This is a genomic window from Pelagibius sp. (assembly GCF_028281305.1).
Taxonomy (GTDB): domain Bacteria; phylum Pseudomonadota; class Alphaproteobacteria; order Kiloniellales; family Kiloniellaceae; genus Pelagibius.
Window position 1 is genome coordinate 73,340 of the sequence record NZ_JANQKD010000043.1, and the last position, 13,144, is coordinate 86,483.

Genomic DNA, 13,144 nt, shown 5'->3' on the forward strand with positions numbered 1-13,144 from the left:
TATGGCTCATAACCTTACTTGTCAATGACAGCACCCGGAAGGAGCCGACCCAGCGAAAGCCAGCTTCGCCCGCAATGCCGATTTTCGCCCGAAGCGCATTGTCGGTTAGACTGACACCTCAGCGGCCTGGACGGATCGCGAAACCAGAACCGCTCGATAGGCCAAAGGCACAGAAAGCGAGGCGCTGGGCATGCGTAAGGTTTTGAAGGTCCTTCACTCGCTGGCCGCCTGCGGGCTGATCGGCGGGCTCGGCTGCTACATGATCCTGCTCGCCATGGCGCCGCAGGACACGCCTGCCGCCTACGCGGATCTGCGGCAGTCGATTGCGGCGATCGGCACCTACGTTCTGCTGCCCTCAGTGGCCATTGCGCTGGTCTCCGGCCTGGTTTCCATGGCCACACACCATCCGTTCCTGAACAAGGGATGGGCCCTGGTCAAGGCGGCGATGGGCATCTTCATGTTAAAGGGCGTGCTGACGGTAATCGGCGCGAAGGCCGACTACGCCGCTGTCGTCTCCCGAAAGATCGCAAGCGGTGAGTCCGCACCGGAGGTTCTTGACGCAGCACTTGCCCAGGAATGGCTGGCCCTTGGTGTTGTCATGGCGCTCTCGGTCGCCAATGTCGTCCTGGGAGTCTGGCGTCCGCGGTTCATGCCGCGCTCGCAGACCGAGGCGAAGCCCAAGGCGGCGCCAGACGTTTATGCCGCTCACGCAGACAGCGGGCGCAGCCGTCCGGCGGCTTAAGGCGGATGGTGTTTGGACGAAAACACTTTCGTATCTGAGTCTGAACACCTGAATCCGCTCTACGCCCAAGAACCAGAGCAGACCCAAGCCGTTCGACGATGGAGGCCTGCCCGAGCCGGACGCTTCCCTTCCACTTAAGGCTGGGATATACCCCCGGGGCGCGCCGCCAGGAGGCGGCGGACGTTGCACTTCTGTGACATCTTGCGGGGAAGACCATGAGCACGGCAGTTAGCCTTTCGGGGGGGCAGGTGCTGACGTCCCAAGGTCGTTTCGAGGTCGCCGACCTGCACATTGCCGACGACCGGATCGCGGACTCGCCGGCCGCCGATCCGCTGCGCATCGATTGCCGCGGATACTGGGTGTTGCCCGGCATTGTCGACGTCCACGGCGACGCCTTCGAACTCGAACTGCATCCGCGCCCGGGCGTCGACATCGCTTTCCCGATCGCCATGGCCTCGGTCGACCGCCAACTGCTTGCCAACGGGATCGTCACCGCTTTCCACGGCCTGACGGTTTCCTGGGAGCCGGGCGCGCGCAGCCTGGACGCCGGACGCCGCTTCATGGAAGGGCTCCAGGCTCTGCGTCCGCGCCTGACGGCGGATCACCGTGTCCAGTTGCGCTGGGAGACCTTCGCCCACGACGCCATCGACGACGTCGCCGCCTGGCTCGCCCAGCAGCCGACGCCGGCGGTCGCCTTCAACGACCACACGACGGCGACCATGGAAAAGGTGAAAGCCGGCAACCACCAGAAGCTCGGCCAGTGGGCACAGCGCGCCGGCGTCACCGTGGAAGAGTACCTGGCCGAGGTCGACAGTGTCGGTCAGCGGGCGCCGGAGGTTCCGGCCAAGATCCGCAAGGTGGCGGACCTGGCAGGCCGGCACGGCGCCGTCATGCTGTCTCATGACGAGCGCTCCCGCGGCGAGCGGACCGTCCACCGCGGTCTCGGCATGACGGTCTGCGAGTTTCCGCTGGCGCCCGAGGTGGCGGCAGACGCCATCACCAATGGGGAACACGTCATCCTGGGTGGCCCCAACGTCATTCGCGGCGGCAGCCATACCGGTGCGCTGTCAGCCGAGGATGCGATCCGCGACGGACTCTGCAGCGTACTGGCCTCCGATTACTACTATCCCAGCCTGCTGCACGCCGCCGAACGCCTCGTCGACCGCGGCGTGCTGCCCTTGAAGGACGCCTGGAGCCTTGTCTCCCGCAACCCGGCGGCGGCCATGGGATTGCAGGACCGTGGAACCCTCGACGCCGGCCACCGCGCCGATGTCGTCGTCATCGATGGCTCCGGTCCCTGGCGCCTCGTCCACACCATTGCCGGCGGCCAGGTGATCAGTCTCGGCCGGTGACGCGCTGTCCGCGGAGATCCCTGTGCGAGCGTACTTCGCTGGCATACGGATACCGTGGGCCGTCCGAGCAGCTTGCAGCTTACGACCGCTTTGAGCCCGCCTCGGCGGATACTGCAGCATGAAGGAAGGCCGGATTTGAAGAAGCGTCCTGCGACCGCAGCGTGGCGTCTCGTTCAAGCCCAAATCTGCACTCCCGGACGTCCCGATGGCCTTGCCTGTCGCCTCCGCGGTGACGCTCGACAAGGCCGTCACATTGTACGGCACGTGGTTTCAGCTTGACGATATGTGCGCAGCGCACATAATGGCCGCCGATGCCGGGAAACCCATGACAGATTATGAAACCAAAGCCCTCGATGCGGACACCTGGCCGGACTTCGCGCGCCTGGCCGAGGCGAATAACGGTGTCTGGGGCGGCTGCTGGTGCATGTGGTATCACGGTAAGGACGAAAGCCCCGACGACTCTCCGGCGGGAAAGCGCAAAGCGAAGGAATGCCGTGTTCGAGAAGGACGGGCGCATGCCGCGCTGGTCTTCCATGGTGAGGACTGCGTTGGCTGGTGCCAGTTCGGATCACCGGACGAGCTCCCACGCATTCATAACCAGCGTGCCTATCTGGAGACCGATCCGATACTGCCCGACTGGCGGATCACCTGCTTCTTTTCCGGCAAGGGCCATCGCCGCGCCGGCGTGGCGTCCGCCGCGCTTTACGGTGCGATCGAGCAGATCAGGAAGCTGGGCGGCGGGCGCATCGAAGGATACCCGGAAGACATCGAAGGCCGGAAGGCTTCGCCGGCATTCCTGTTCAACGGGGCGCTCTCGACCTTCGAGCGTCTCGGCTTCGAGCGATCACGGAAGATCGGCAAGCATAAGTGGGTGGTGACCCTGACCGTGTAACGGTCCTCTGCGCGGCTTTTCGGTCAGGGCTTCGGTCCGTGACCCATCATCCCGGGCGCGCCGATCACGACCCGCGCCACAGATCATTTCACGGCGAAGACGCGGTGGATCGGGCCGCCATCGCCCGTTCGCGACTTGGTCACGGCGATGACGTTGTTGAGCCACGCGTAACGGGGATCACCGGTCTCGAATTGCGGCGCTGCGCGGAAGTAGTAGCGCCATGCGCCTGCCGGGTCGTCCGGCTTTTCGAGGTCGGCCGCATACTCGGCATCTTCCGGCGCCGACCAGAACCTTCCTTGCCAGTGAACATAAATCAGCGCGTAGTCGTGTGTTTCCAGGGAGAATCGCACATCAAGGACGCCCGTCCCATCTGACCGGATGCGTACCCAGTCCGCACCTGCGTCCGGCACAACACGCCCGCGCAGGTGGGGCCCTTCGAAGGTGCCGCCCTTCACGCGAAAGATGAGACGCGTCCCTTCAGGGGTCGGACCCGAATTCAGCGGCGGAAGGTGAAGCTGGACTCGCGCTTCGAACAAGAACTCCAACGCGGGCGGGCTGTTCGCATCCCAACCGGTGGCGCTGAGTGTCAGACCGCCGGCACTCGGGTCCAGGGTATGCGCCTTGCCACGCCCAACAACCGCAGTTGCTGCATAAAGGCCCGCGCCGACAAGCATACTTCTGCGGATCGTGTCTGGCATATATTGCCCTCCACCCGGGTCGCGCTCGTTTCGAGGAGGTGCCGGCCGAGTTGCGGCGACGCCAGGAGGCCACCCCAAAGCCACGGCACCAATAATGTGCGCTACGCACATATTGTCAAGTTGAAATCCGTGCGTGCCGCACATATCCTCGGAAGGATGAGTGACCGTACTGCCAATCTGCTCGGTGCTGTCGGGCTTGCTGTCGCCGATCGCCTCAAGGATACGGCACGCGACATCCTCAACCACGCCGGCGAGACCCCCGCGGCGCTGGTTGTCATCGGATATGGTTCGGGCCCGTCAAACGATCAGTTACGTCGTATTCTTGGCCTTTCTCACCCAGGCACAGTGCGCCTCGTTGACCGCCTTGTTGCCGATGGCCTCGTCGAGCGTCGCGAAGGACGAGACAAACGGGCGATCGCGCTCCACCTCAGCAGGCGGGGCAGAGTCCTTCGTGAGGAACTGCTGAAGGGGCGCCTTGCTGCCATCCGGCCGCTGTTGGCACCGTTGACCGGCGCGGAGCAGAAGACCCTCTCGACGCTCCTTCACAAGATGCTGTCTTCGATGGAGACGACAGACATGGAACGCCGCACGCTCTGCCGCCTCTGCGACAATCGCGTCTGCAGCAACTGCCCGATCCCAGCCGACGCGCAGGCGAAGACCTGAAGCTCAGTTTTGTGTTCGGACCGATTGCGGTCCTTGCGGAGCGGCGGATCGCAACCTCATCAGACGCTCACGCTGCAGAGAAAGTCTGGTTCGAGTCCAAACCTTTGCCCGTCAGCGCGGCGGCGGCAGCCGCTTATCGATCCAGCGGCGCACTTGTGTCAGCACTTCACCCATGTGCGAGCGGCCCTGCGGATCGACCATGGCGTGATCCCGGGTTTCGAACTCCCAATAGGTGAGGCGGTGCTCCTGGCCCGCAGCAACAAAGGCATCGCGCGTCGCACGTGCGGCCTCGACAGGTGCCGACCTGTCCCGCGCGCCGTGTATGAGAAGCACCGGAATGCCCGCCTTCAGCAGATCATCTGAGAACCGTCGATCGAGAACATCCCGCCACCAATCGTAGGAGACACCGCCCAGCACTCCCGTGGCGTTTGGATCGCTCCGAATTCCATCGAACGCAGTGCGCATCTGCTCCATCGCAGGCGGTGGCGCGACCAGCGGAAGGAACTCCGCCATGGTGAGCCCGGTTCCGGTGGAGAGCACAACAACGGCGTCGGCCTCTGCGGCCCGGTGAGCAAGGACCGATACGACGGCGCCCCCCTCGGAGCCGCCGAAGAGAACGAGGTCGCCGTCGAAGAGGCGCCTCTCCCTGAGGTCCCCGAGAACCATCATGACATCGGCCACACGCTGACTGACCGTGTGATTTTCCAGGTAGGTATCCGAACAACCCTCGATGCCGTCCGCCGGCGCATCCGCCGGCGCGACACCTGGCTTCTCGACGGTGAGAACGGCGTGGTCCGAAAGGATCTCCGCCAGCATCACGACGGAGGGGCTCGACCGCGCGGGTGAGCAGCCCGATCCTTGAGCAATCAGGACAACCCGGTTGGGACGGTCTGGGGCAACGTTTGAAAGGGCCCAGTGGATCCGGGACCCGTCAGCCCGCGCCGTTGTGTCCGCGATTTCCTTGGCGGCGCTTTGGCCGGCCGTCCAGGCCGAAGCGGCAAACAGGAAAGCCAAGACACGCGCGGACTTCGGATTGATCAGTCTAAGATGCATCATCGATTCCTGCCTCAGTTCTGGAAGAAGCCCTCCAGCGCCAAGGCTTCGGAGGGCAGCCTCGCTCTCATCTCGCTTCTGCAGGCTTCCTGGCGTAAGCCAGCCGAAGCTCGAAGAGCGAAGGCCGGCGGAGAGGGTGGGATTCGATTCGACGCCTGCGCGATACTACCAGAAGCGCTTGTTCGCGAAGGCTTTTCCCGAGCCGGTCTTCAGGTAATGCTCAAATTCCTGCGCTTTGCGTTTATCAGCAAACGCGTGGTAGGCAACCAGTGTCCAAGGTTTGAACTTGGCCGTATGGACTGATCCGCCGGCGTTGTGCGTGGCTATGCGTGCCTTGAGATTGGTTGTGAAGCCGACGTAGCGCTGTCCGGGGTGCGCTTTACTGCGAATAAGGTAGACGTAGAACATAGCGAACTTCCCGAAGAAGCCCTCCTACGCCAAGGCTTCGGAGGGCAGCCTCGCTCTAATCTCGCTTCTGCAGGCTTCCTGGCGTAAGCCAGCCGAAGCTCGAAGAGCGAAGGCTGGCGGAGAGGGTGGGATTCGAACCCACGAGGCGGTTTCCCACCCACACGCGTTCCAGGCGTGCGCCTTAAGCCACTCGGCCACCTCTCCTTGCGCTCGGAACCGGGTACGCAATGCTGGGCGCACCATGCCGGCGGCGGCGTATTGCCTGCCAGCGCTCCGGCGGCGGGACCGTAGCCGAGGGCGGGGGCGGATGCAATCCTTAGCGTAGCCCCGGCCCAACCGAAACCCTGACTTCCCCCGGGCCCGGCAGCGGCCAAAAAAACCCGGCCGCCGGTTGGCCGCAGGCATCGCGGGCTGCTAATATCCGCCCTGTCGCGATCCCGGTTGCGCCCCGGCCAGCGCAAGACCACAGCAAGAAAAGCGGGCGTGGCGGGAAGTACTTGAGGGGGACTCATGATCGTTGGCCGTATTCTCGGCTGGTTTTTTCTGTTCGGTGCACTGGTGCTGCTGGGCTGGGACGGCGTTTCCTCTGTGAGTTCCGGTGACTGGCGCTTCGCGCCCCTTGGCCAGCGCTGGTACGAGATCGATCAGGCCCTCGGCGGCTTCAGCCTCAACACCCTGCAGGCGGGCATCGAGCGCAGCATCTCCGTCAGCCTCTGGGACAACGTTTTCGCGCCCCTCCTGGGCTGGTGGGCCTGGGCAGTCTTCCTGGTGATCGGCGCAGTCCTGGTGCTGGCCTTCCGGCGCTGGCGCGGCGAGCGCCAGCCGCGGCGCTTCTCCTCCCGCGGGCGGCGCTGAGCCACAGGCCCGGCTGAGATCCAGGCTGACCCAAGCGCCAGGCTGACCCAAGCCCCAGGCTGACCAAAGCGCCAGGCTGACCAAAGCGCCGGGCCCCTAGCCGTCACCCATCTTGAGGGCGGCGAGGAAGGCGGACTGTGGGATTTCCACGTTGCCCACCTGGCGCATGCGTTTCTTGCCGGCCTTCTGCTTCTCCAGCAGCTTGCGCTTTCTGGAAACGTCACCGCCATAGCACTTGGCGGTGACGTCCTTGCGCAGGGCCGAGATGGTCTCGCGCGCGATGACCTTGCCGCCGATGGCGGCCTGGATGGCGATCTTGAAGAGCTGGCGCGGGATCAGGCCCTTGAGGCGCTCGCAGAGCACGCGCCCGCGCGGCTCGGCCTGGCTGCGGTGCACGATCATCGCCAGGGAGTCCACCGGCTCCTGGTTCACCAGGATGGAGACCTTCACTAGGTCGCTCTCGCGGTAGCCTTCGATCTGGTAGTCGAAGCTGGCATAGCCGCGGGACACCGACTTCAGGCGGTCGTAGAAGTCGAAGACCACCTCGTTCAGCGGCAGGTGATAGACCAGCATCGCGCGGCTGCCGGCGTAGGTGAGGTCGATCTGCTCGCCGCGCCGCTCCTCGCAGAGCTTGAGGATGGGGCCGAGGTAGTCGTCCGGCACCAGGATGGTCGCCTTGATCCAGGGCTCCTCGATGCAGTCGATCTTCACCACATCGGGCATATCGGCCGGATTGTGCAGTTCGACCAGATCGCCGTTGGTCATGTGGATCTTGTAGACCACCGAGGGGGCGGTGGTGATGAGGTCGAGATCGAACTCGCGCTCCAGACGCTCCTGGACGATTTCCAGGTGCAGAAGCCCCAGGAAGCCGCAGCGGAAGCCGAAGCCCAGCGCCGCCGAGGTTTCCGCCTCGAACTGGAAGGAGGAGTCGTTGAGCGCCAGCTTCGCCAGCGAATCGCGCAGGGTTTCGTAGTCCGCCGCATCGACCGGAAAGAGCCCGCAGAAGACCACCGGTACCGAGGGCTGGAAGCCGGGAAGCGGCGCGGCAGCCAGGCGCTTTTCCTCGGTGATGGTGTCGCCCACGTTGGTGTCGGCCACCGACTTGATGCTGGCGGTGAGGAAGCCGATCTCTCCCGGCCCCAGGCCGGTCAGCGTCGTCATCTTCGGGGTGAAGGCGCCGACCTTGTCCACCAGGTGGGTGGCGCCGCTGCCCATCATGCGGATCTTCATGCCCGGCTTCAGGGTGCCGTCGACCACGCGGACCAGGGTGATCACCCCCAGATAGGCGTCGTACCAGCTATCCACCAGCAGCGCCTTCAAGGGCGCCTCGGCATCGCCCTTGGGCGGCGGCAGGCGCCGCACCAGCGCTTCGAGGACGGCGCCCACACCCTCGCCGGTCTTGGCGGAGATCGGCAGCGCCTCGCTGGCGTCGATGCCGATGACCTCTTCGATCTGCTCCTTCACCCGCTCCGGCTCGGCCGCCGGCAGGTCCACCTTGTTCAGGACCGGCACGATCTCGTGGTCGTTGTCGATGGCGAGATAGACATTGGCCAGCGTCTGCGCCTCCACCCCCTGGCTGGCGTCGACCAGCAGCAGCGAGCCTTCGCAGGCCGCCAGCGAGCGGCTGACCTCGTAGGAGAAGTCGACATGGCCCGGGGTGTCGATGAGGTTTAGTTCATAGGTTTCGCCGTCCTCGGCCTTGTAGCTGAGGCGCACGGTCTGCGCCTTGATGGTGATGCCGCGTTCGCGCTCCAGGTCCATCGAGTCGAGAACCTGCTCCTTCATCTCGCGGTCGCTGAGCGCCCCGCAGAGCTGGATCAGCCGGTCGGCCAGGGTCGACTTGCCGTGGTCGATGTGGGCGATGATCGCGAAGTTCCGGATATGAGCAAGATCGGTCATGGCGTCTTCTAAGGTACAGAATCACTTCCGAGGTCCAGAATTCCAGGGGCTGCGCAGCGCGCTCGGAACCCCGGCGGGCTGGAAGATAGGGCGCGGCGGCCCCTCGATCAACGCTTGATGGGCCACCGTGCAAACGGGCGGGCCCCCTGGCTGGATCCCTGGCCGCATCCCTTACCGGAGCGGATCGAGGGTCGATCAGGGGTCGATCCGGCGAAACGCCTACAAACCAAAACACGCGAATTTGACGCGAAGTCGTCACACCCAGAGCGATAGAGGCTGTGATAGCCCTCCAGGCGAGAGGCTATGGAGGGCATGTTGAAGCGACACAATATTTTGATCGAACCTTGGCGGGAAACCTCGACCTTCACCTACCAGCGCGGCGAGCCGTTGTTCCGCTGGACCGTTACCTTCGAGCAGGACGGCGTCCGCTACCAGCAGGGAACCGCCCGCACCCATGCCGAGGCCCGCGCGGCCGCCGAGTCCTTTCTCGCCGATCGCGGGATCGAACTGCAGTGGCAGCCGCCGGCCAGTTCCACCACCCGCGTCTTGACCCCCCGGTCCGGCCAACCAAGGTTCTTCCAGTACTAGAGCAGATCTGCGCCCGGCTTCTTGCCGGAGCTTCTTACTGGGCGTCCTAGGACTTGGTTTCTATCTTTGAGGACCCTGACAAGACTGCTAGAGTACTCGGGAATTAGGGGGCATTGTCTCGATTCTTCACCGAATCTCAACGCCGGGCAGGAAGAATTGGGGAACCTCAGGGATCTGAGGATGCACGATGCGGAGAGATTTAATGGGCAAGATCTTTACGATGACGGGGGGCAGTTTGCGGCTGGCAGCCTGTGCAGCACTTGCAGGTGCGCTGCTTGCGACGTCGACATCCCCCGCCGCGGCGCGCAACGAGGCGCGCTGGTACCAGCAGAACTATTGCATGGTGAAGGCCTATGAAGCGCTCGGCAAGAAAGACGCGGCGACGTACAACAAGAACGCGCGCCAGTCGCGCGCCAAGCTGATCCGCCTGGGCGTGCCGGAGCACCACATCCGCGAGCTCGAGGCCTTCATCAACAAGACCATCAAGAAGAACACCCGGGGCAACAAAGCCCACCAAGGCCCGCGTATCTGTATGCAGTGGTACAGCACCTGACCGCTGCAGCTCCAGCGGCTGTCTTCAAGTCATGACGAAGCCCGGTCCCGCAAGGGACCGGGCTTTTTGTTGCCGGACAGTCTGAAGTCCGGAGGCGATTCAGGACCGCCAGGTCCCACCCCGTTCTGTTGCATCTTTGCCACTGTCAGTGCGCAAATACCACAGTCCGACGGATCTTAACTTTTCGTTAACCATGGCCGGATGACGCTCAGGGTACGCATTTTCTGCGGGATGGGCAGGGACACACTGGCAATGGATCGGAGAATCAGCGAAGCGGAAGCACGGGAGTACGCCGCCATGACTTGGGCCTTGGCGGCGCGTGCGGAAGCGGCGGGCAACATCAAGCTCGCCAAGGAGTTGGTTGCGAAGGCGCGTCGGGCCGACGAACTCTGGGCCCGCACCAGCGATACCGAAGCAAGCGTTTACCGTTAGGGCTTGCCGTTAAGTCGGGGCCGCCGGCCGCGCATCCGACGGATGCAGGGGCGGCGGCAAAGGCCGAGGACCGTCAGTCGGGGACCGTCAGTCGGGGACCCATCAGTCGGGGACCATCCGTCCGGGCGGGACCGCGGCCCTAGCCGCGCAGGGCCCCGCCGGTGGCACCGGTCACCTGTTTGACGATCTTGGCCGCCACCGCCTCGATCTCCTGATCGGTCAGCGTCGCCTGCTGCGGCTGCAGGGTGACCGCGATGGCAAGCGACTTCTTGCCCGGCTCCACCCCCTTGCCACGATAGACATCGAACAGCACCACATCGCTGACCAGCGCCTTGTCGGCGCCGCGGGCGGCGCGCAGCACCTTTTCCGCCGGCACGTCCTCGTCGATCACGAAGGCGAAGTCGCGGGACACCGGCTGGAAGGCCGAGAGCTTCAGCAGCGACGGCTTCTGGCGCCCCGACCGGGGCAGCGGGATGCGGTCGAGGAAGACCTCGAAGGCCACCGCCGGGCCCTTCAGGTCGAGGGCCCTCAGCACCCGCGGATGCAGCTCGCCGAACTGGGCCAATACATTGGGGCCCAGGCGCAGCACGCCGGAGCGCCCGGGATGGTACCAGCCCGGCGCATCACGGGTGACCTGAAGGTTGGCCACCGGCGCCGCGCAGGCCGTCAGCACCGCCTCGGCGTCGCCCTTGGCATCGAAGGCATCGACCGGTCGCCCCGGCGCCGCCCAGTTGCGCTGGCGGCGTTCGCCGGCGCGGATGCCGGCGGCCACCGTCGCCTGCCCCTCCGGGCTGTCGCCGTGGTACTGCGGCCCCACCTCGAACAGCGCGAGATCGCCGTAGCCCCGGTCGGCATTGCGCGCGGCCGCACTCGCCAGGTTGGCCAGGGGGGTCGGGCGCATGACGTCGAGGTCCGCCGAGATCGGATTGTCGAGATGCAGCGCCGCATCGCCGCCGCCGAAGAGCGTCGCCTCCTTGGCGGAGACAAAGGAAAAGGTCACCCCCTCCCACATCTCCCGCCAGGCCAGCGCCGTGCGCGCCGCAGCGACGCGCCGCTGGCCGGGGCTGAGCGCCGCCTGCGGCAGATAGGTCTCCCGCGGCAGATCGACTTCGGGGATCGCGTCGTAGCCGTGGATGCGCAGCACCTCTTCCACCAAGCAGGCCTCGCCTTCGATGTCCGGCCGCCAGGACGGGACCGCGGCGTCCAGCCGCTCGCCGGATGACTGAACGGCAAAGCCGAGGCGCTCCAGGATCTCCGCCTGACGGTCCGCCGCCACCTCGACGCCGCAGAGGCTGGCGATGCGGGCGGGCCGCAGGCCGACGCTGCGGTCCCAGGCCGGCACGTCGCCGGCGGTCACCACGTGGCTGGCCTCGCCGCCGCAGAGCTCCAGAATCAGGCGGGTCGCCACCTCCACCCCCGGCAGCACGAAGTTCGGGTCGACCTCGCGCTCGAAACGGTAGCGGGCATCGGAATGGATGCCCAGCTTGCGGCCGGTCTCCGCCACCCGGATGGGGTCGAAGAGTGCGGCCTCCAGGAACACGTTGGTGGTCTGCTCCGTGCAGCCGGAGACCTCGCCGCCCATGATGCCGCCGATGCCCTCAGGCCCGGCGTCGTCCTCGATCACCACCATGGTTTCGTCCAGGCGGTAGGTGTTGCCGTCCAGCGCCAGGATCTCACTGCCCGGCTTGGCCAGGCGCATGGTGACGTCGCCCTTTACCTTGTCGGCGTCGAAGACGTGGAGCGGCCGGCTCAGGTCGTAGGTCACGTAGTTGGTGATATCGACCAGCGCGGAGATCGGCCTGAGGCCGATGGCGCGCAGGCGGTCCTGCATCCACTTTGGGCTCGGCCCGTTCTTGACGCCGCGGAAATAGCGGCCGGAAACGAAGGGGCAGAGATGCTGCTGATCCTCGGGCAGGGCGCGCTGCCATTTGATCGGGCTGTCGAAGCCGCCCGGCAGCGGCGCCGTGTCCAGCGGCTTCAGGGTGCCGAGGCCGGCGGCGGCCAGGTCCCGCGCGATCCCGCGCACGCCCAGGCAGTCGCCGCGGTTGGGGGTGATGGCAATCTCGATGACCGGGTCGTCGAGGCCGGCGGCCTCGGCGAAGGGCGTGCCGAGCGGCGCCTCCTGCTCCAGTTCGATGATCCCCTCATGCTCGTCGGAGAGGCCCATCTCCCGCTCGGAGACCAGCATGCCGTTGGACGCCTCGCCGCGGATCGACCCGGCCTTCAGGGTGATCTCGGTGCCGGGGATGTAGCTTCCCACCGGCGCGAAGACGCCCAGCATGCCGGTGCGCGCGTTGGGCGCGCCGCAGACCACCTGCACCTCTTCGCTGCCGGTATCGACGATGCAGACCCGCAGGCGGTCGGCATTGGGGTGCTGGCGCGCCTCCTTGACGCGGGCGACGGTGAAGGCGGAGAGCGCTTCGGCCGGGTTGTCGACCCCCTCGACCTCCAGGCCGATCATCGACAGGGCGTCGGTGATCTCCTGCAGCGAGGCCTCGGTCTCCAGATGGTCCTTCAGCCAGGACAGCGTGAATTTCATCGCGTCAGCCTCCCCGCACCAGAGAGGGCGGCTCCAGCGGCACGAAGCCGTAGTGCTTCAGCCAGCGCAGGTCGGTCTCGAAGAAAATGCGCAGGTCCGGGAAGCCGTACTTCAACATGGCGATGCGTTCGATCCCCATGCCGAAGGCGAAGCCCTGGTAGACCTCCGGGTCGAGGCCGCAGTTGGCCAGCACCTGGGGATGCACCATGCCGCTGCCGAGGATCTCCAGCCAGTCCTTGCCGGGGCCGATCTTCAGCTCGCCGCCCTCGCGGCTGCAGCCGATGTCGACCTCCGCCGAGGGCTCGGTGAAGGGGAAATAGCTGGGCCGGAAGCGCAGCGGCAGGTCGTCGACCCCGAAGTAGGCACGGCAGAAGGCCGTCAGCGTGCCCTTCAGGTGGCCCATGTGGGTTTTCTTGTCGATCACCAGCCCCTCGACCTGATGGAACATCGGGGAGTGGGTGGCATCGTGG

Annotated in this window: 13 protein-coding genes, 1 tRNA gene and 1 pseudogene; 8 read left to right on the plus strand and 7 right to left on the minus strand. The window is 65.6% G+C overall.

What is annotated here, in order from left to right; genetic code table 11:
• The first annotated feature begins 190 nt into the window (after positions 1-190).
• The 3 genes from Q0982_RS10190 (at position 191) to Q0982_RS10200 (ending at position 2,986) form a co-directional block, all read left to right on the plus strand.
• Positions 191-742 (plus strand): DUF2269 family protein, encoded by a 552-nt coding sequence (locus Q0982_RS10190; RefSeq protein ID WP_299394954.1) that lies wholly within the window; start codon positions 191-193, stop codon positions 740-742.
• A gap of 215 nt (positions 743-957) precedes the next feature.
• Positions 958-2,094, plus strand: a complete 1,137-nt coding sequence (locus Q0982_RS10195) for an alpha-D-ribose 1-methylphosphonate 5-triphosphate diphosphatase (RefSeq protein ID WP_299394957.1) — start codon at positions 958-960, stop codon at positions 2,092-2,094.
• Positions 2,095-2,395: 301 nt separating this feature from the next.
• Entirely contained in the window at positions 2,396-2,986 is a 591-nt protein-coding gene (locus tag Q0982_RS10200; protein WP_299394959.1) for a hypothetical protein, read from the plus strand.
• A gap of 83 nt (positions 2,987-3,069) precedes the next feature.
• On the opposite strand, the gene Q0982_RS10205 is transcribed toward Q0982_RS10200, so the two are convergent.
• Positions 3,070-3,684 (minus strand): DUF3237 domain-containing protein, encoded by a 615-nt coding sequence (locus tag Q0982_RS10205; protein WP_299394961.1) that lies wholly within the window; start codon positions 3,682-3,684, stop codon positions 3,070-3,072.
• Positions 3,685-3,840: 156 nt separating this feature from the next.
• Here Q0982_RS10205 and Q0982_RS10210 point away from each other — a divergent pair, with 156 nt between their 5' ends.
• A complete protein-coding gene (locus Q0982_RS10210; RefSeq protein ID WP_299394964.1) occupies positions 3,841-4,347 on the plus strand; it encodes a MarR family winged helix-turn-helix transcriptional regulator in 507 nt (168 codons plus the stop codon).
• Between the two features lie 111 nt (positions 4,348-4,458).
• On the opposite strand, the gene Q0982_RS10215 is transcribed toward Q0982_RS10210, so the two are convergent.
• The 3 genes from Q0982_RS10215 to Q0982_RS10225 form a co-directional block, all read right to left on the minus strand.
• Positions 4,459-5,403: an alpha/beta hydrolase gene (locus Q0982_RS10215; RefSeq protein ID WP_299394967.1), complete on the minus strand. Its 945-nt coding sequence runs from the start codon at positions 5,401-5,403 to the stop codon at positions 4,459-4,461.
• A gap of 162 nt (positions 5,404-5,565) precedes the next feature.
• Positions 5,566-5,808, minus strand: a complete 243-nt coding sequence (locus Q0982_RS10220; protein ID WP_299394969.1) for a GIY-YIG nuclease family protein — start codon at positions 5,806-5,808, stop codon at positions 5,566-5,568.
• A gap of 114 nt (positions 5,809-5,922) precedes the next feature.
• Positions 5,923-6,012: transfer RNA gene (locus tag Q0982_RS10225), tRNA-Ser, on the minus strand.
• 306 nt (positions 6,013-6,318) lie between these two features.
• Between Q0982_RS10225 and Q0982_RS10230 the strand changes: the two genes are divergently transcribed.
• Positions 6,319-6,663 (plus strand): hypothetical protein, encoded by a 345-nt coding sequence (locus Q0982_RS10230; protein WP_299394971.1) that lies wholly within the window; start codon positions 6,319-6,321, stop codon positions 6,661-6,663.
• A 96-nt stretch (positions 6,664-6,759) separates the two neighbouring features.
• On the opposite strand, the gene lepA is transcribed toward Q0982_RS10230, so the two are convergent.
• Complete coding sequence (gene lepA / locus Q0982_RS10235; RefSeq protein ID WP_299394974.1) at positions 6,760-8,562, minus strand: translation elongation factor 4; 1,803 nt, start codon at positions 8,560-8,562, stop codon at positions 6,760-6,762.
• Between the two features lie 333 nt (positions 8,563-8,895).
• Here lepA and Q0982_RS10240 point away from each other — a divergent pair, with 333 nt between their 5' ends.
• From Q0982_RS10240 to Q0982_RS10250, 3 genes are all read left to right on the plus strand, one after another.
• Positions 8,896-9,150, plus strand: a complete 255-nt coding sequence (locus Q0982_RS10240; protein ID WP_299394977.1) for a hypothetical protein — start codon at positions 8,896-8,898, stop codon at positions 9,148-9,150.
• Between the two features lie 202 nt (positions 9,151-9,352).
• Positions 9,353-9,703 carry a hypothetical protein gene (locus tag Q0982_RS10245; RefSeq protein WP_299394978.1) on the plus strand — a complete coding sequence of 117 codons (351 nt, stop codon included), beginning with the start codon at positions 9,353-9,355 and terminating at the stop codon, positions 9,701-9,703.
• A 252-nt stretch (positions 9,704-9,955) separates the two neighbouring features.
• The gene (locus tag Q0982_RS10250) at positions 9,956-10,135 is read left to right on the plus strand and encodes a hypothetical protein (RefSeq protein WP_299394980.1); all 180 of its coding nucleotides are present in this window, start codon (positions 9,956-9,958) and stop codon (positions 10,133-10,135) included.
• A 139-nt stretch (positions 10,136-10,274) separates the two neighbouring features.
• Here the strand turns inward: Q0982_RS10250 and pheT are convergent, their stop codons facing one another.
• Positions 10,275-12,674 carry a phenylalanine--tRNA ligase subunit beta gene (pheT, locus tag Q0982_RS10255; RefSeq protein WP_299394981.1) on the minus strand — a complete coding sequence of 800 codons (2,400 nt, stop codon included), beginning with the start codon at positions 12,672-12,674 and terminating at the stop codon, positions 10,275-10,277.
• Positions 12,675-12,678: 4 nt separating this feature from the next.
• A pseudogene (locus tag Q0982_RS10260) lies at positions 12,679-13,144 on the minus strand (phenylalanine--tRNA ligase subunit alpha); the annotation flags it as partial.